The sequence below is a fragment of the Leucobacter sp. L43 genome (genome assembly GCF_016597785.1).
GTDB lineage: Bacteria > Actinomycetota > Actinomycetes > Actinomycetales > Microbacteriaceae > Leucobacter > Leucobacter alluvii.
Window position 1 is genome coordinate 345,736 of sequence record NZ_JAENJG010000002.1, and the last position, 16,238, is coordinate 361,973.

Genomic DNA, 16,238 nt, shown 5'->3' on the forward strand with positions numbered 1-16,238 from the left:
CATTATCACAAAGTGTGATGCTCCTCAAGTTACAGTACGGATATCCCTTTGTATACCTCGGCGCGTAGGTGCCTGTGCAGCTGCGGTTACCGACGCGTCGTCGAGTCCTGCATGCCTCGTGCGAGCCCGCGCTTCACTTCGTGGTCGTAGCGCGCTCATGCAGCGGGGGTATCGGAGCCGCGATGCAGCTCCTGGGCGAGCATGACGATGATGCCGCTCGGGCCCCGCACGTATGTCAGCTTGTAGGTATCGGCGTAGTTCGCGACACCTCTGAGCGGATAGCAGTCATGCGTCGCCGCGATGGCCAGGGCTTCATCGATGTCATCGACGGCGAAGGCGACGCGATGCATCCCGACCTCATTCGGCAGCGTCGGCTCTGTCTCGATCGCCTGCGGGTGCAGATACTCGAAGAGTTCGAGTTGCCCGTGGCCGTCGGGCACGTCGAGGACCGCGATGCGTGCGCGGTTTCCGTCGAGGCCGACCGCAGTGTCGGCCCAGTCTCCGCTGATCGTGTCGCGACCGGCGAGCACGAGGCCGAGGTCCGTGAAGAACGAGATCGCCTCCTCGATGTCACGCACCGCGATCCCGATGTTCGCCAGTGTGATCGCCATGAACCGCAGTCTACGGAGAAGGATCGCAAGCGGAAAGCATGTCCTCCGAATTGAAGCCGCTGTGCGTCTGTACGTGAGCGAACCGAGCGGGCATGATGGGAAAACACCCATGGCGCTTGCCGCGGGCTCACGAAGGAGGACTCATGGGCATCGAAGATCTCACCGCGAAGGCAAAGGAATTCCTCGGTGACAGCCGCGTTTCGGAGGCGCTGCAGAGCGAGCAGGCCGAGAACGCGAGCGATAAGTTGCTCGAAAGCGTTGCCGATGCAGCGAACAAGGTCACGGGAGGCAAGTTCGAAGACCAGATCGAGAGCGCTCGCGAGTCGGCGGACAAAGCAATCGGCAACGAGTAGAGGCTCTTTCAGGCGGTCCGCTCTGCGAACCGGGCGGATCCCTGAACTGAGACGTGCCTCGCCTGCCTCGACGCGTTCGTCAGTCGTGCGAGGTGTCGGGGCTGGGTGAGAAGACATCCTCAATCGCGCACTCGAATGTCTCTGCGATTCGAAAGGCGAGAGGAAGGGACGGATCGAAGCGTTCCTTCTCGATCGAGATCACGGTCTGCCGCGACACCCCCAAGGCTTCGGCGAGGGTGTGCTGCGACCAGCCGCGATCAGAGCGGAGTACTGACAGCCGGTTCTTCATGCGCGTCCGCGACTCCGGGCGACGGTGTAGCGGATACTCGTGCTGAGGAAGGCGAGGATCAGCACGCCGGTGAGTGCCAGTACACCATCGATGCGCGTTCCGGTGACCGCAAGGAACGTCAGTGCGAGTCCAGTGATGGCAATGGTGTCGTGGAATGCGCCGCGCGCCGCCTCGTCGTACCACTGCGACTCCACGGACTCCTCTGGCCGCTCCAGTGCCCCCGAGAGGGTGGTGCGATCGATGATGAGCGCCCACACGAGCAGAACGTTCGGTACGAGCACGCACGCCGAGAAGATGGTCGCGAGAAGCGGCGCGGGCAGAGGGCCGCCCACGAAGCGTGCGAAGAGGAGCGCTTCGGCGACCGCCATGACGAGCCCGATCGGGGTGGCGACTGCGAGCGCCGGCAGCCGACGTGAGCCGAACCTCGTTCTGCCCCATGCGGTGCGGCGGGTGGTCGAGGACGTGCTCTCGCTCATGGGGCTCCTTCGTGGCGCGTGACCTGATGTAAAGTAAGTTTTACAGGTAAAGCTCACTTGACACAAGTGGAGTGCCTACGCGGGCGCCGTCGAACTGACGCGCTCTGAGCGCTGTACCGGCCGGGGGTCAGTAACCCCGCACAGAGACAGAGAACTTCCAGTCGATGACTCCGCGATCCGTCATGATGAAGCACTGACTCGCGCGGGTCCACGAGGAGTTCATCGTGACGCGCTTCGTGTCGCACGCCGCCTTCGAGGTGAAGTTCGTCGGGTACAGGTACGAGTACCCCGCTGCCTGTGCGGGTGTGGCGGCGGCGAACAGGCCTCCGGCCGCGAGTGCGATTGTGGCCGCAACACCGGCCAGCGTCTTCCGAGGCTTCGTAGTCATGTGATCCAGCTCCTTCGCTCGAGTACGGTGGACAGCCAGTGTATGCACGTCGATCGCATTGGCACCAGCGCGCGAGTGCGGAACCGGGGTGCAGCGGGGGACGACGGCTGCGACTCAGTGGCGCTGCGACTCGGGCTGATGCTCGAGGGCGAGCGCGGGGTTTCCGTAGATCGACTGCACCTCGGAGATCACGACGCGGTACTCGCCGAGCCACTCGCCGTAGCGCTGCTTCGCGAGGCGGTGCGTGTCCATGCCCATGAGCTGCTTGAGCGCATCCATGTCCGTCCAGTAATAGACCTCTGCGTGCAGTCCGGTGTCCTCGTTGTGCCAGGTCTCCTCTCCGAGAAATCCGGGGATCTCGCGGGCCCGGGAGGCGATCTCGCTGTCGATGCGGTGGAATTCATCGGTCAGGTTGGTCGTCTCGAAGATGAAGGTGGAACTGTATTTCGGCGTGACGGTCATGGTGTCTCCTGAGCAGTCGTCGGGGAATGATGGGTCGCAACCGGTGCGGTGTCTCGTCGGCCGTTCCGCTGCGATGCGGCGCCCGCGATGATGACGATCGCGATGCCGACCAGCTGCATGGGCGTCGGCGATTGCGCCAGCACGAGGAGGCCGATGAGAATGCCGAACGCGGGCTCGATGGAGAGCAGCGTGCCGAATGCGGTGTGGGTCATGCGTTTGAGGGCGAGCATTTCGAGACCGAATGCGATGACCGGTGTGATGAGCGCGATCCCGGCCGCTGCTGCCAGCACCCACCAGGAGAACTCGCCACCGACCACCTGCGGGAGACCGATCGGCAGTGTCGCGAGTGCCGCGATCGGAATGGTGAGCGACAGCCCGGAGATTCCGGAGAAACGGTCCCCGACGTGCTGAGTGAGCACGTTGTACAGTGCCCAGCATGCTCCGGCTGCCGCGGCGAAACCGACACCGGCGAGGTCGATGCTTCCGTGCCAGGGCTCAGTCAGCAGCACCACGCCGATGAGCGCCAGGAGTGGCCAGGCGAGGGCCTTGCGCTGCGTGCTCATGACGCCGGCGACAGTAAGCGGTCCGAGGAACTCGATGGCGACGGCGGTGCCAAGGGGAATGCGGTCGACGGCGGCGAGGAAGAACGCAGTCATGAACCCGGTCACCACACCGAGGGCGACGAGGGCGGGAAGATCGCGGGCGCGGAGCGAACGGATCGCCGGGCGGGCGATCATCCAGAGGAATGCCGCACCGAAACACATGCGGAGCCACGCGGTGCCGGCCGGGCCGACCTGATCGATCACCGGCACGGACAGAGCATTCGACAGCTGCACGGCCAGCATGGCTGCGACGGCCATCGACCACGCCGGAATGCCCTTGGGTGTGCGGAGCGCATTCATGCAGCCACCAGCCGTTTCGAGACCTGCACGTTCCCCGTACCGCTCGACAGGGCCTCGACGAGGGCGTCGCCGGCGGCATGCAGCGCCTCGTCGGAGACGGGCGCGAGGGCGTCGAGGATGAAGAGTGCCGTGCGGGTGTCGTTGGAGAGGCTCGTGCGTCGGCCCTGTCGCCAGTTCCAGCGACGGCAGGTCACACCAGCGGTGTCGCACCACACGACCTCGCCCGGATCCGGGTGTTCGAGGATCGTCTCGCCATTCACGACGGTGTCGAACGTTTCCGTGCCCGCGGCGCGCATCAGCCTCGCCGGCCCCTGGTAACGGTCGAGATCCTCTCCGCCGAGCGGAATCTGATGCAAGACCGAGATCGCGTTGGAGATGTCGGTGAGTGCATTCACGCGAGGCAGGGCGAGCTCGGCGCGGCGTGTGAGTGCCTCGAGGCTGTTTCTGGTGCGCTGCGGTTTCGCACCGAAGGCGCGGTACGCGTCTCTCCAGGACGCGACGTGCGGCAGCTCATCTGCCGAGCGTTCTGCGAGCAGATCCCGCGCACGCATCTCGGCCGCAGACACGAGTGCGTCGACGGCATCAGCGTTGTGGTCGAACGCGTCTGCGGCACTGCCGTCGACCACGAGCAGCAGCGCACGGTAGTCCGGCCGCAGGAGAAGCACGTCGGGATCGACGGCGCACGCGTGCAGGAATGCGGCGGCGTTCGTCGTCTCAGTCATGAGCGGACTCCTCTCGGTGTGCGGATCCGACACCTGGTTCGAATACCGTGAGCGAGAACCGGGTGGTAGCGCTCGTCGAATTCACGTAGGCGTGGACCACGTCACCTCGGAAGGTCAGAGCATCCCCTGTCGCCAGGTCGTACGTGATCCCCTCCGCTTCGACGGCGAGTGCACCTTCTTGCACGTGCAGCAACTCGCGGGTTCCCGCCGTGTGGGCTTCGCTGTCGTGGCGCTCATGCGGCGCCAGCGTCCAATCCCAGAGTTCGATGACGTCCGGCGGCTCCGTGCCGGCGACGAGCACCGCCCGGCCGCCGGATTCGCCGTTCCACAGCACCGCGCCCTGGCCGTTGCGCGTGTGTCTCGCCGTGCGCGGAGACGGGGGTTCGACGAGGTCTGGCAGGCCAACGCCGAGCGCGTCCGACAAGCGCAGCAGTGTGCCGATACTGGGGTTCACCGCACCCTGTTCGACGTTCACGAGCATACGACGGCTCACTCCGGCGAACTCGGCGAGCTGATCGAGGGTCCAGCTCCGACCGTTTCGCTCCTGCTTGACGCGCGCACCGATCGCCCGCGCCAAGGACTCTGCAGTCACATCCATACAGTGCATCTTAGTGCCCTAGTCGGGCAAAAATGCGACCTGGGCCCATCAGTGTCCCGGATCAGTCGACCTTGGCGTATCGGACACATCGACTAGACCGAACCGGCGCGCGGCGCAACGAGTTGAGACCGCGGGAGGAATCTGAATATGGTCAGGTATGCGCAGATTTCTGAGCCTGGCGGCGGTCGCCTGCCTGGCACTCCTCACGGGCTGTTCATCCACGATCCCCGCCGATCCGGAGGGGACGCTCGAGCGCGCCACCAACGGAACGCTCCGCGTCGGCGTCTCCGACAGTCCGCCCTGGGTCGAGACGTTCGACGATGCGAGCCCGGCCGGCACCGAACCGAAACTTGTGCAGAAGTTCGCCGAGCGCATCGATGCCGATATCGAATGGACGGAGAACGGCGAGGAGCAGCTGTTCAAGGCCCTCGAACGCGGCGAACTCGATATCGTCATCGGTGGACTGACCGACGAAACTCCGTGGATCGATTTCGGGGCTCTCACGGTTCCCTATGCTGAGCAAGAGCGCGACGGCATCGCTGAGAAGCACGTGATGGCCGTTCGCATGGGGGAGAACGCGCTGCTCGTGGCGCTCGAGGAGTTCCTGCTGGTCGAGGGGGCGACATCGTGACGACGCACTTCGGGCGCACCGAGCTTCCTCCGGCGCAGGAGGCCGCACTTCGTCGTGCGATCCGCTTCGAGTGGTACACGCTGGCATTCCTCGTGGTCGCGATCACCCTCGTGTTCCTCGTCATGGGGAGCTCGCAGGCGATGAAGGCGGCCTGGATCGAAGATCTCCTATCGCTCGCTCCACCCATCGCGTTTCTGCTCGCAGTGCGCATCGTGAACAAGCGCCCGACGGAGAAGTACCCGTACGGATTCCACCGCAGCGTCGGCGTCGCCCATCTCGTCGCCGGCGTCGCGCTGTTCGCGATGGGAGCCTTTCTCATCGTCGACTCGCTGACCGGCCTGGTCAGCGGGGAGCATCCTCCCATCGGCACGATCGTGCTGTTCGGCCAGCCGATCTGGCTCGGATGGCTCATGATGGCCGTGATGGCGCTCACCATTCCGCTTCCGATCTACTTCGGCCGCGTGAAAATGAAGCTCGCCCGAGAACTGCACGACAAAGTGCTCTACGCCGATGCCGACATGAACAAGGCGGATTGGATGACCGCTGCGGGGTCCATCGTGGGGGTCGCCGGCATCGGGATCGGCCTATGGTGGGCGGACGCGGCGGCCGCGCTCTTCATCGCCGGCAGCATTCTCTGGGACGGCATGAAGAACCTGCGGGCCGCGATCACCGACTTGATGGACACGCGGGCGACCACCTTCGACGACGACGAGCCGCATCCGGTCGCCCAGAAAGTCGACGCGTACCTGCGAGGCCTTCCGTGGACGAGCGAGGTGGGGTCCCGAGTGCGCGATCAGGGACATGTGTTCCACGTCGAAGCATTCATCGTGCCCCAGCCGGACGAGTCGCCCACGCTGCGCCAGCTGATGGAGGCGCGGGACGGGTGCATCGACATCGACTGGAAGGTGCAAGACATCGTGCTCGTTCCCATCGACGAGCTCCCCGAAGAAGTCGGCGGTTCGCGCGACGTGCGCCAATCCGAGCGCAACAAGTGAGCGCGCGTCGAGGGCCGGGTGAGCGGCCCGCACGTCGCTCCCAGACCGCCTCACCTCGAATCGCCGACGTCGTACTGAGTCATCTCGTCGACGCCGATGCGGAGCACATCGTCGCTCGGGGTGCATACGAGGCCAGCCGCTACGAGCGCGCTGATCTCTCGGGTCGCGACCTCACCGGTGTCACGTTCACCGAGTGCGAGTTCGACGGGCTCGAAGCTCACGAGACCCAGTTGCTGGGAGCGCGCGTCATCGAGTCCCGAATTCAGCGCGCGAATGCGCCGGTGCTGCGGGCCGGACGCACGACGTGGCGTGAGGTTCGCATTTCGAACTCACGGTTCGGCGCGGTCGAGATGTTCGACTCTGATCTCGAGAGCTTGCACATCTCGGAGAGCAAGCTCTCGTTCGTCAATCTGCGGGCCTCGAGGTTGCGCGACGTGCAGTTCGAGCAGTGCGTCATCGACGAACTCGACCTGGCGGAAGCGCGGGCCGAGCGCATTGCGTTCACGGGATGCTCGGTGCGCTCCCTCTGCCTCGACCACGCGCAACTGCGCGATGTCGACCTTCGCGAACTCGATCTCAGCAGTGTCAGCGGCGTCGAATCGATGCGCGGCACCATCATCTCCTTCACCCAGGCGGTCGACCTGACGAGCGCATTCGCTCAGCACCTCGGCATCACCATCGCAGACTGAAGAAGCCGTACGCTGGGCCCATGGCCTTCAGTATCCGCTTCGCGCATGCTCCGGATCTGTCTGAGATCGAGAAGGTCGAGAACGCGGCGGATCAGCTCCTCATCGATCTGCTGCGACCCGAACGCTGGGAACCGGCGCCAACGGGGGAGAGCCGGATTCGCGAGCCGGGGTACATACTGGTGGCCGAAACCGGACACGCAGCGGTCGCCGGGTTCGTGCACGTGCTGGAGACCGAGGACGGCTGCCATCTGGAGCAGCTCTCAGTCGCTCCTGCGCACATGAGGCAGGGCATCGGGCGGGCGCTCGTCACCGCTGCGATGCGCGAGGCGGCCGAACGGGGCTGCCCCACGATGTCGCTGCGCACGTACTCCGACGTACCTTGGAACGCGCCGTTCTACCAAACGATGGGATTCGCCGAGCGAGATCCCGCGACACCGTTTCAGCGGGCACTTGTCGCCGTCGAAGAGTCGCTCGACCTCGACCGCTACGGTCGGCGGGTGCTCATGATCGCGGTGCCCTCCGAAGACTCGGAGGGCACCGCGCATCGAACTTAGACGGCCGTGTATCCGCCGTCGATGAGGTAGTAGGCCCCCGTGACGAACGAGGCGTCGTCTGAGAGCAGGAACCGCACGACCTTCGCGATCTCCTCGGAGCGACCGAGCCGTCCGAGGGGGTGCTTGGCGATGAGGCCGTCCTTCACCTCGGACGGGGCTCCGGCGAGGAGCGGCGTGTCGATGTAGCCGGGGCCGACGGCGTTGATGCGGAGGCCGGCCGGGCCGTACTCGGCTGCAGCGTTCTTCGTCAGTCCGACAACCGCATGCTTCGTAGCGGTGTACGCGGAGTTGCCGGGTGCCGCGACGGCGCCGTGGATGGACGCCATGTTGACGATCGCACCCTCGCTCGCTCCTGCCTCCAGAATGGCCGGGATCTGGTAGCGCAGACCGTACGCGACTCCGCTGAGGTTGATCCCCACCACGGTGTCCCACCCGTCGATGTCGAGTTCGCCAGTCGGTGCCGAGGGTCCGCCGATGCCCGCGTTGTTGAACGCGTAGTTGAGCTTGCCGTATGTCTCGACGGCGAACTCCACCGCCTTGCGGCTGTCCTCAGCGTTCGCGGTGTCGCCCTGGATCGCCACCGCGGTCCCGTCAGCGGCCGTGATCTCGTCGGCGACGCGCTGAGCCGCGTCGAGCTTGATGTCCGTGATGACGACCTTTACGCCGTGCGCGGCAAGCTCCTTCGCGGTGGCCTCTCCAATGCCGGATCCGCCGCCCGTAACGATCGCAACCTTGTCTGCAAATGCCATGTGTTGCTCCTCTACGTCCCGATCCACGGACCGCCTGCGCGTCGGATCGCGAGACTGCGTTCGCCCGCGTGGATCGCTGCCTCCAGCTTAATGAAGAACGCGAATGTTCAGGACCCTCACCGCTTCGGCATGGGGCGTGAGGTACGTTCGAAGTGGGGGGAAGGAAAGGACTTCACTCGTGGTTTCTCACCCCAATTGCGACACCTGCACCGGCACGTGTCAGTCGCTCGACCGGACGCCCTGGTTCGGGAACCGGACACCATCGGTCGGGAAATGGGCTCTGCGGACTCTGGTGATCGGCTGGCCCATTTTCATCGCGGCTTGGTTCATCGGCGTCCCGGGCGTTGTTGCATATGCAGTATTCTTGGCGGCGTTGCTCGCCGGGCTCGTTCTGGCAGTGGTGTCGCTGGCACGCCGCGAGCGGCCGAGCTGGGCGGCTTGGACGATGGGCCTCATTGCCGCGACCCCGATCCTGCTTGCAGCTTTGGCCGCTACGTTCATGAGCATCGCCGCCGCGATGGCCGGGTATTAGCGACGGTCGCACCGATCGGGTGGCCCATCAGGGAGGGCACGGGCTCGTTCCTGCATGAGCGAACGGTATCGTCATCAGGCGCCGTGCCAGATCGCGGGGGCCCGATCCTCGTCGCTCGCGATCCCGCACGCCCCATCTAGTCAGCTGACAACCGCGGGGATACCCTGGGCACATGACCGCCAGTGATCTCGATCTCATCCCGGCCGGCACCGTGTACACGTCGGAGCAGATCACCCACTACGCCGACCCCGACACCCGAACCCTGGAACAGGCGGTCGTCGAAGCCGATGTGCTGGTGAGCGCTCCGCATGCGGGCGCGGCGATCCCCGAGGAGGTCGCCGAGTTCCTCTCACCGGAGCTCACGCGTCGCCTCCAGTACGACTTCAGCGACGTGTCGACGGCGGCGGTGGTGCGGCGATGGGCCGAGATCGATCCGCGAATCGTCGCTGTGGTGAACCCGCATCCGAGACTCGTGCGGGATCCGAATCGCCCGAAGCCCTCAGACATCCGCGCGGACCTCACAACGGCGATCGAGCGCGTGCGCAAGGCGGGACCGTGGCAGCGGGTCGACCTCACGGGTGTCGACGCGATACGACCCGTCACCTTCTCGTTCTTTCCGATTCTTCAGATTCCCGAGACCGATGCCGGGGTGCAGCGCCTGGTCGAGGCGTTCGACTCGGCTGCTGAGCAGGGACTCGGCGTCTACGAGCGCACCCGCGACGAGCTCACCGACCTGTTCCTGGCCCACGGGCTCGCGCACGGCGGATCCTTCACCCGATTGTCGTTCCACGACACGATGAACACGACGACGACGCGGGAGGGCGCCGTGTCGGTGCCGCGCGCTGAGCAGGACCGCCTCCCGGCCATCGTCGCCCTCTCGAATCGGGGAGACCATGACGGAGAGGAGCGCGATCCTGAAGATCCGCCCACGATGCGGCCCGAGGCGCTGCGAGATCTCGCTGCTGCCCATCGCGAAGGCTTCGAGAGTGCTGACCCGGCTGCCGTGCTCTTGAATCAGCCGTACCTCGGCAGCCAGGAGATCCGTGCCGACGGTGCGAAGTTCCGTCTGCTCGCGCAGGATGCGGGGGAGGCGGGCTTGCAGCTGGGAGCGGTGCAGGCGGAGTTTCTGCGGGAGTTCTTACTCGGCGCCGCGGCGACGGAGATCTTGCACGAGCCGGGAACCGAGTGGGTCACCGAGAACCGGGAGCACATCGACGCCCTCGCCTACGCGTGCAAGCGCTCCTGGGACGCGTTCCGAGACGTGCAATAGCGCGCTCTGGTCATTGAATCGCCGCTACCCACCCCACAGCGCCCCGAAGGCGGCTCCCGCAGCGATCGTCGTGGCCGCGAGCACGAGTGTCGGGACGAAGAACGAGTGGTCGACCAGCTTTGAGCCGAGCTTCGTGCTGCCGGAAGCATCGAAGTTCGCAGCCGCGATCTGCGAACCGTTCGTCGGGAGCAGATAGATGCCGGCAAATGCTCCTGCCCACATGCCTGAGAGCAGCCCCAGTGGAATGCCGGCTGCGAGGCCGATCGGCACGATGGTCCGTGTCGCCGTCGACTGGCTCGTCGTGAGGACGCATACGAGGAAGACGCCGAGCGCGAAGATCCAGGGGACGGCCGTCACGAGACCGCCGACCCCACCGGCGATGAGCTCGGTGTGCGCTCCGAGGAATGTGTCCGTCAGCCACGCGAGACCGAACAGGGCGATCGCCGACACCATGCCCGCCTTGAAGACCGTCATCGTCGGAATCTCCGACACCTTCGGGCGTGAGATCAGCAGGATCAACGTGCCAGCGACGAACATGACGATCTCGATGATCGGTGTCATCGCGATCGGATCACCCGCCGCGTCGAGCGGGCGAAGTCCTTTGAAGAGGCCGAAGACGACGATCGCTGCGACTCCCAGCAGGAAGATGGTCGCCGCGTTGCGGCCGGCGGTGGTCACCGTCACCTCGGCGCGCACCGCCTGAGCGTTGGCATGGGGAGCCGCGATGTCGCCCGCTGCGATCTTCGCCTGGATCTCGGGATCGTCGGCGATGTCCTTGCCGAGTCGATTCACCACGATGCTGGAGAGCACGATGCCCACGACAGCAGCGGGAATGGTCACCTTCAGGATGTCGACGAGTTCGAAGTTCCAAGGCGCAGTATCGGTGAGGGTGACCATCGCCGCCATCGCCGCGGAGACCGGGCTGCAGGCGAGTGCCACGCCGGTGGCCACCACCGACAACGACAACGGCCGTGATGGCCGAATTCCGTTGCGATATGCGAGATCCTGAATCACCGGAAGCAACGGGTAGAGGATGTTCGATGTGCCGGCGCCCACTGAGAAGAGGAATGAGACGAGCGGTGCGACGAGCGTGATTTGCTTCGGGTTCTTCTCGATGAGTTTCGCCGCGATTGAGACCATCCAGTCGATGCCGCCCGCCGACTGCATCATGGATGACGCGAGCACGACGACGAGCACGATCAGCAGTGCATCGACGGGCGGGTTGCCGGGTGCGAGCCGGAAGACGAAGACGAGGATCGCGACCCCCGTGCCACCCCACAGTCCGAGACCGACGCCGCTGGAGCGGGTGCCCATCACGATGCAGCCGAGCACCACCAAGAGTTGGGAGATGAACAGCACGGTTTCCATCGCAACCCCTACCTCGGCGCGCGGGTACGCGCCCTTGTGGGTCAGCGTACTGAGCGGGGAGGGAGTCTGGCCAGACTCTCACTCAAAACTCGCGAAGACCGCCCGGGGACTCGAGAACGTTCGCGCCGAGCTCTGAGCGATGATCCTCGCCGCCAACGCCGAAGGGCTGAAGCCGACCGCGATTGGCGCATCAGGGGGATTACACGCGTTCAGGTGTACCGGATCACAGCAGCCATGGAGAACCGCGAGAGCAAGCTCGAAAAGGATGCGCTCAGGGATACGTTGACCAGTACGCGCGTGGCAGCATTCCTCGTCGTGTGACTCGAATCCCCTAGCACCTCGAGTGCCTAACGCACCCTCTATCGAGAGGTCAGCCCCCTTCGTGGACGAAGTCCACTGTTCAAGAATGATGGCGTCGCCCCGGACCTCCGTGGACGCCATACATAAGCCTGGGAACGACAAGGCCACCCCTCCGAGAACGTCGGGAGGGGTGGTTTTCTGCTGCTTAGACCAGGTCAGGATTGTTCTTCGCGAACCGCTCGGCCTCTTCCTCGCTGATGGCGATCAGCCCGCGCGGAGTGTGCGCGAGCGCGTTGAGCGAACGGACCCACACTTTGCTGAGCTCTGGTTCTTTGCTCCCCGAAAAATGGAATGCCATCGTCGTATATGGGGAGATCACACGGACACGCGTCCTTCACCCTGATCGTGTGGCTTACTCCAACTGAGAAAGAAGCTTTCCTGCTTCTTGAGTTTCTGTCCGATGACCAGCTGCAAGTGCGCCAGCAGCCGGTCTTCGAACTCGTAGTCGCGTCCCCCGTGTTTGATATACCCCATGAGCGCCATTCTCGCACTCGATGCAATATTTAGCAGAAACTGTTATACCCGGGGGATCACGGGCGCGCAGACGCAAGCTCTGATCTGTCCTGGCCCGCCCGTCGCCCGCGCTCACGCTGTCCTTCCACGACATCAGAAACGCTTCCTCGCGCATGAGCTTCTGCACGATCACGATCTGCAGATGTGAGAGTAAGCGATCTTCGAAGTGCGTAATCAGGCCGTCGTACTGAATCGATCTCATAGGGGCACTGTCCATTCGTCGACGAGCGAGGGCGCGAACCATAGGCCTTGACTCCGGGCGCAGACTCTCTGCCTATTACGTACCTCACCTCTTCTAAGAATGGGGGCGTGGAGGATTCCAAGGCAGAAGACGAAAAACTCTTCCTCATGGGTGTGGCCCGGTACAACTCGCGTTGTACCGGGCCACACCCTCGCTTCTGAGAAGAGGGATCACATCCCTTCAATCAAAAGTCGTTCATTATACAGTGACCTCTGCACCACGCTGCTGACGACGACGCAGCACCAGGAACGTGCCGCCCACTGCCATCAACAAAGCCGCAAGCCCCAGGCCCGCACCGTCAGAACCCGTGACAGGCAGGCCACCCGGGTTGCGCGGGGTACCGGGCTGGCCCGGATTCGCGGGATCAACCGGAACATCGGTGGAGATCGAGATCGTCGAAGGATCCGAGGTCAGCGTCCCACCATCAGGGGTTGCGCCCGATGCGGTCGCAGTATTGGACAATTCAGCACCAACAACGAAATCTGCTGCGACCACGGTGTACGTGGCCGAGCAGGTCACGCTCTCACCTGGAGCGAGCGCGGTCTGATCTGCCGGGCAGACCACTGCGGAGAGCTCACCGTTACCCGAGAACTCGCCCTCGTTGACCGTCACGTCCGAGATGTTCACGTTGCCCGTGTTGGTCACACGGAACGAGTAGGTGACTTCCTGGCCCACGGTCGAGATCGTGGTCACGTCGGCGGTCTTCTCAATGGCGAGAGCCGGCATCGGATCCGTCTCCACGGTCACGGTCGACGGGGGAGTGGGCGGCAGCTCCGTGCCCGGGGGTACGTCACCGGTTGCGGTTGCCGTGTTCGTCAGCTCGCCTGAGTCGATGTCAGCCTGCGTGAGGGTGTAGGTCGCCATGTAGGTGACGTTCTCGCCCGGCTGCAGGACAACGTCTTCTGCGGGGTACTCGATCTCGGAGAGCTCGCCGGTGCCCGAGAACTCGGTCTCGTTCACCTGCGGGTTCGTGACCGTCACGTTGCCGGTGTTCGTAATGAGGAACGAGTACGTGATCGTCTGTCCCACAGCAGCAGCTTCAGCGTCTGCAGTCTTCACGATCTCGAGACCCGGGGTGCGCACGATCTCAACGTTCGACGTCGACGGATCCGACACGACCGGGTCGCCCGTGGGCGGGGTTCCGCCAGCGGTCGCCGTGTTGGTCAGGACCCCGCCATTGTTGACGTCATCCTGCGTGACCGTGTACTCAGCCGTGCAGATGATGAACTGACCGGCGAGCACCGTGCTGGTGGGGCAGTCGATCGGTCCGAGTTCACCTGTCCCAGAGAACTCACCTTCAGCGATCGCGACATCGTTCAGGGTGACGTTGCCGGTGTTCGTGACCAGGAAGGAATATGTCATGGTCTCGCCAGCGGTCGAGATCGTGGAGGCGTCCGCGGTCTTCGCGATGGTGAGGCCGGGGGCTGAGTCGATCGGAACTGCAGTCTCCGAGGGATCGGATGTGATCGGGTCATCGCTGCCGGGGACAGTTCCCGAGGCGGTAGCGATATTGGACACGGATCCCGCGTCGACGTCTGCTTCGGTGAGGGTGTAGCTCGCTTCGCAGAGGAGCTGTTCACCTACCGGGATGGTGGTTGCCGGACAGTCGATTGCGGACAGCTCCCCGGTGCCAGTGAAGTCGTCATCGGTGATGGTGACATCGCTGAGGGGGAGATTGCCGGTGTTGGTGACCACGAAATGATAGGTGATCTCTTGGCCGGGGGTGTAGCTGGCCGGATCGGAAGGATCGGCGGACTTCACGATCGTGATCCCGGGGACTGCCACCTCGGCGGGGGTGTTCGTCGAGGAGGGATCAGAGGTCACGGTGCCTCCCGCAGGGGAGGTGCCGGAGGAGGTCGCGGTATTGAGTACTTCGCCTGCTTCAGCCTCCGCGGAAGTGACCGTGTACACCTCATCTGCAGCACACATCGTCGATGCGCCCGGTGCGAGAGTGGTGACTGGGCAGGTGACCGCGCCGAGCTTGGCGTCGGTGATCGCGAGCTCGGTGATATCGACGTCGCCTGAGTTGGTGACGTCGAAGGTGTACTGGATCGTGTCGCCCGCGTCGGTGACGCCGTTCTCGTTCACGTCGACGGGATCGCCTGCGTTTTTCTGCAGGTACAGAGCCGGGCTTTCGAACACGACGTTTGCCTCGCCGGGCGCATTCAGCCCCGTGGTCGTGACGTTGTCAGGGCCGTTCGTGAAGGATCCCGCTTCCTCGGAGGTCACATTGACGGTGACCGTGCACGACGCCTGGCCAGCGTCAAGGTCGCCGGTGACACCGATCGACGTGGCACCAGCTGCTGCAGTCACGACACCCTCGGTGCAGGTCGTGGTCGCTGCAGAAGGCTCGGCGACGGTCAACCCTTCGGGCAGGGCGTCAGTGAACGACCAGCCCTCCTTCCCTGCCAGTTCATCGGTGTTCGTAACGGTGAACGTCAACGCAGAGGTGCCACCGGTCGGGACAACCCCGGGAGAGAAGCTCTTATCGAGCTGCGGGGTGACATCGAGGATGCGGACGTTATCGAATGCGGCATCGTTGCCGTTTCCGGATCCGTTCGCGTTGCGCATCTGAATGCCGAGGGTGGAACCCGTGAACAAGACCGAGCCGTTGGACGTGTACGTACCGACGTTGACATCGCGCGCGGCAAGCGTCCCGTACGCCGGGGCTCGCACAGTGATTCCGGAATCACACGCGTTGATGAGACCGCCAACGTTCGTAGCTGCGGCATCGGCGTCGATGAAAGCGAACTGATACAGCGGGGCCGAGACCTGGCAGTTCACGGCTGCCGTATCGACGCTCAGTGTGAGAAACCGGCCGGAGGTGGATGCGAGCGGGACGTTGTTCACAGTCTGGAACTGGACCGTGTTCTCGCCCGGGTTATTTGATGTGTAGGCCGTGACCGCGTTATTTGCTGCAGGGTCTGCGGCACCGTCGTGCGAGCCCAATGCCCATGCGAGCTGACCCAGGTTGGAGGTGAACTGCGTAGAAGCACAGTTCCCCAAAGACTGGAACGGAGCGTTCATGCTGCGGACCTGGCCGTTGCAGGCCGTCAGCCATGCAGGGTCAGCGGTGTAGCGCTCACCGTTGACACCAATGTAGTTGGCGAGGCCCAGGACGAAACGCGGGGGGATGTTCTCAAAGCGCTCCTCGAACACCACAGACGACGCCTGAGGATCACCAGGAGTACCAGGAACAGCGGCGGCAGGCGCGGTGGTAGTGGTCACCGCGGCGGCGCCAATACCGGACACCAGGAGTGCTACAGCGCCAATCGATGCCAGTGCTCGCGTTCCCCTCGGTCGCGCACCTGCCGAATGTTCAACGGAACGCTTACGCACTCCCGGCCAACGAAAACTCATTCTTGCCCCTAGCTCTTCCTCGCGCATAACAGCGATTCACGGATGAACCGCAAACGAACCGATCCTACGCGGTGGGGTCATGCGAGGGGCAGGTTGGGGCGCGATTGTTCATTTCGATGCAACATCTGTTCGTGCGCGGAAGCGGCACCCCTCGGGTATCGTGCGACCTGACGAC

The 16,238-nt window shown here is 64.3% G+C and carries 18 protein-coding genes and 1 pseudogene; 7 read left to right on the forward strand and 12 right to left on the reverse strand.

Annotated elements, in window-relative coordinates:
* Positions 1 to 155: 155 nt before the first annotated feature.
* Positions 156 to 611 carry a VOC family protein gene (locus JE033_RS10845; protein ID WP_200331560.1) on the reverse strand — a complete coding sequence of 152 codons (456 nt, stop codon included), beginning with the start codon at positions 609 to 611 and terminating at the stop codon, positions 156 to 158.
* A 143-nt stretch (positions 612 to 754) separates the two neighbouring features.
* Between JE033_RS10845 and JE033_RS10850 the strand changes: the two genes are divergently transcribed.
* On the forward strand, positions 755 to 964 hold the full coding sequence (locus tag JE033_RS10850; protein WP_090150513.1) for an antitoxin: 210 nt from the start codon (positions 755 to 757) through the stop codon (positions 962 to 964).
* A gap of 79 nt (positions 965 to 1,043) precedes the next feature.
* Here JE033_RS10850 and JE033_RS10855 read toward each other — a convergent pair whose 3' ends face one another.
* From JE033_RS10855 to JE033_RS10885, 7 genes are all read right to left on the reverse strand, one after another.
* Positions 1,044 to 1,253, reverse strand: a complete 210-nt coding sequence (locus JE033_RS10855) for a helix-turn-helix transcriptional regulator (RefSeq protein ID WP_200331562.1) — start codon at positions 1,251 to 1,253, stop codon at positions 1,044 to 1,046.
* The gene (locus JE033_RS10860; protein WP_200331564.1) at positions 1,250 to 1,729 is read right to left on the reverse strand and encodes a hypothetical protein; all 480 of its coding nucleotides are present in this window, start codon (positions 1,727 to 1,729) and stop codon (positions 1,250 to 1,252) included. The genes JE033_RS10855 and JE033_RS10860 overlap by 4 nt, the downstream gene beginning before the upstream one ends.
* Before the next feature lie 127 nt (positions 1,730 to 1,856).
* Positions 1,857 to 2,117 carry a hypothetical protein gene (locus JE033_RS10865; protein ID WP_090150503.1) on the reverse strand — a complete coding sequence of 87 codons (261 nt, stop codon included), beginning with the start codon at positions 2,115 to 2,117 and terminating at the stop codon, positions 1,857 to 1,859.
* A 114-nt stretch (positions 2,118 to 2,231) separates the two neighbouring features.
* On the reverse strand, positions 2,232 to 2,579 hold the full coding sequence (locus tag JE033_RS10870) for an antibiotic biosynthesis monooxygenase (RefSeq protein ID WP_090150500.1): 348 nt from the start codon (positions 2,577 to 2,579) through the stop codon (positions 2,232 to 2,234).
* A complete protein-coding gene (locus JE033_RS10875; protein ID WP_234037434.1) occupies positions 2,576 to 3,481 on the reverse strand; it encodes a DMT family transporter in 906 nt (301 codons plus the stop codon). Before JE033_RS10875 ends, JE033_RS10870 begins: the two co-directional genes overlap by 4 nt.
* The gene (locus tag JE033_RS10880) at positions 3,478 to 4,203 is read right to left on the reverse strand and encodes a B3/4 domain-containing protein (protein WP_200331565.1); all 726 of its coding nucleotides are present in this window, start codon (positions 4,201 to 4,203) and stop codon (positions 3,478 to 3,480) included. Before JE033_RS10880 ends, JE033_RS10875 begins: the two co-directional genes overlap by 4 nt.
* The gene (locus JE033_RS10885; protein WP_200331566.1) at positions 4,196 to 4,801 is read right to left on the reverse strand and encodes a helix-turn-helix domain-containing protein; all 606 of its coding nucleotides are present in this window, start codon (positions 4,799 to 4,801) and stop codon (positions 4,196 to 4,198) included. Before JE033_RS10885 ends, JE033_RS10880 begins: the two co-directional genes overlap by 8 nt.
* Positions 4,802 to 4,958: 157 nt before the next feature.
* Between JE033_RS10885 and JE033_RS10890 the strand changes: the two genes are divergently transcribed.
* The 4 genes from JE033_RS10890 to JE033_RS10905 are packed head-to-tail and all read left to right on the forward strand — an operon-like array spanning position 4,959 to position 7,670.
* Positions 4,959 to 5,432 carry a transporter substrate-binding domain-containing protein gene (locus JE033_RS10890; RefSeq protein ID WP_200331567.1) on the forward strand — a complete coding sequence of 158 codons (474 nt, stop codon included), beginning with the start codon at positions 4,959 to 4,961 and terminating at the stop codon, positions 5,430 to 5,432.
* Positions 5,429 to 6,427 (forward strand): cation diffusion facilitator family transporter, encoded by a 999-nt coding sequence (locus tag JE033_RS10895; RefSeq protein ID WP_200331568.1) that lies wholly within the window; start codon positions 5,429 to 5,431, stop codon positions 6,425 to 6,427. Before JE033_RS10890 ends, JE033_RS10895 begins: the two co-directional genes overlap by 4 nt.
* Complete coding sequence (locus JE033_RS14945; protein WP_200331569.1) at positions 6,424 to 7,116, forward strand: pentapeptide repeat-containing protein; 693 nt, start codon at positions 6,424 to 6,426, stop codon at positions 7,114 to 7,116. Before JE033_RS10895 ends, JE033_RS14945 begins: the two co-directional genes overlap by 4 nt.
* Positions 7,117 to 7,136: 20 nt before the next feature.
* Positions 7,137 to 7,670, forward strand: a complete 534-nt coding sequence (locus JE033_RS10905; RefSeq protein ID WP_200331571.1) for a GNAT family N-acetyltransferase — start codon at positions 7,137 to 7,139, stop codon at positions 7,668 to 7,670.
* Here the strand turns inward: JE033_RS10905 and JE033_RS10910 are convergent.
* The gene (locus JE033_RS10910; protein ID WP_200331573.1) at positions 7,667 to 8,419 is read right to left on the reverse strand and encodes an SDR family NAD(P)-dependent oxidoreductase; all 753 of its coding nucleotides are present in this window, start codon (positions 8,417 to 8,419) and stop codon (positions 7,667 to 7,669) included. The genes JE033_RS10905 and JE033_RS10910 overlap by 4 nt on opposite strands.
* A gap of 178 nt (positions 8,420 to 8,597) precedes the next feature.
* Between JE033_RS10910 and JE033_RS10915 the strand changes: the two genes are divergently transcribed.
* Both JE033_RS10915 and JE033_RS10920 read left to right on the forward strand, forming a co-directional pair.
* Positions 8,598 to 8,951 carry a hypothetical protein gene (locus JE033_RS10915; protein WP_200331575.1) on the forward strand — a complete coding sequence of 118 codons (354 nt, stop codon included), beginning with the start codon at positions 8,598 to 8,600 and terminating at the stop codon, positions 8,949 to 8,951.
* Between the two features lie 172 nt (positions 8,952 to 9,123).
* Positions 9,124 to 10,221: an N-formylglutamate amidohydrolase gene (locus JE033_RS10920; RefSeq protein WP_200331577.1), complete on the forward strand. Its 1,098-nt coding sequence runs from the start codon at positions 9,124 to 9,126 to the stop codon at positions 10,219 to 10,221.
* Between the two features lie 24 nt (positions 10,222 to 10,245).
* On the opposite strand, the gene JE033_RS10925 is transcribed toward JE033_RS10920, so the two are convergent.
* The 3 genes and pseudogenes from JE033_RS10925 to JE033_RS14950 form a co-directional block, all read right to left on the reverse strand.
* Entirely contained in the window at positions 10,246 to 11,589 is a 1,344-nt protein-coding gene (locus tag JE033_RS10925) for an anaerobic C4-dicarboxylate transporter (RefSeq protein WP_090150476.1), read from the reverse strand.
* A 505-nt stretch (positions 11,590 to 12,094) separates the two neighbouring features.
* Positions 12,095 to 12,423, reverse strand: a pseudogene (locus JE033_RS10930) (hypothetical protein).
* Between the two features lie 478 nt (positions 12,424 to 12,901).
* Positions 12,902 to 15,931 carry a DUF11 domain-containing protein gene (locus tag JE033_RS14950; RefSeq protein WP_200331579.1) on the reverse strand — a complete coding sequence of 1,010 codons (3,030 nt, stop codon included), beginning with the start codon at positions 15,929 to 15,931 and terminating at the stop codon, positions 12,902 to 12,904.
* Positions 15,932 to 16,238: the final 307 nt, after the last annotated feature.

Excerpts from the sequence above, each read along its gene's own strand:
- JE033_RS10880 (WP_200331565.1), bottom strand. The coding sequence starts at position 4,203 with ATGACTGAGACGACGAACGCCGCCGCATTCCTGCACGCGTGCGCCGTC.
- JE033_RS10890 (WP_200331567.1), top strand. The coding sequence starts at position 4,959 with ATGCGCAGATTTCTGAGCCTGGCGGCGGTCGCCTGCCTGGCACTCCTC.
- JE033_RS10925 (WP_090150476.1), bottom strand. The coding sequence starts at position 11,589 with ATGGAAACCGTGCTGTTCATCTCCCAACTCTTGGTGGTGCTCGGCTGC.
- JE033_RS10920 (WP_200331577.1), top strand. The coding sequence starts at position 9,124 with ATGACCGCCAGTGATCTCGATCTCATCCCGGCCGGCACCGTGTACACG.
- JE033_RS10850 (WP_090150513.1), top strand. The coding sequence starts at position 755 with ATGGGCATCGAAGATCTCACCGCGAAGGCAAAGGAATTCCTCGGTGAC.
- JE033_RS10875 (WP_234037434.1), bottom strand. The coding sequence starts at position 3,481 with ATGAATGCGCTCCGCACACCCAAGGGCATTCCGGCGTGGTCGATGGCC.
- JE033_RS10845 (WP_200331560.1), bottom strand. The coding sequence starts at position 611 with ATGGCGATCACACTGGCGAACATCGGGATCGCGGTGCGTGACATCGAG.
- JE033_RS10860 (WP_200331564.1), bottom strand. The coding sequence starts at position 1,729 with ATGAGCGAGAGCACGTCCTCGACCACCCGCCGCACCGCATGGGGCAGA.
- JE033_RS10855 (WP_200331562.1), bottom strand. The coding sequence starts at position 1,253 with ATGAAGAACCGGCTGTCAGTACTCCGCTCTGATCGCGGCTGGTCGCAG.
- JE033_RS10870 (WP_090150500.1), bottom strand. The coding sequence starts at position 2,579 with ATGACCGTCACGCCGAAATACAGTTCCACCTTCATCTTCGAGACGACC.
- JE033_RS10865 (WP_090150503.1), bottom strand. The coding sequence starts at position 2,117 with ATGACTACGAAGCCTCGGAAGACGCTGGCCGGTGTTGCGGCCACAATC.
- JE033_RS10910 (WP_200331573.1), bottom strand. The coding sequence starts at position 8,419 with ATGGCATTTGCAGACAAGGTTGCGATCGTTACGGGCGGCGGATCCGGC.
- JE033_RS10885 (WP_200331566.1), bottom strand. The coding sequence starts at position 4,801 with ATGGATGTGACTGCAGAGTCCTTGGCGCGGGCGATCGGTGCGCGCGTC.
- JE033_RS10905 (WP_200331571.1), top strand. The coding sequence starts at position 7,137 with ATGGCCTTCAGTATCCGCTTCGCGCATGCTCCGGATCTGTCTGAGATC.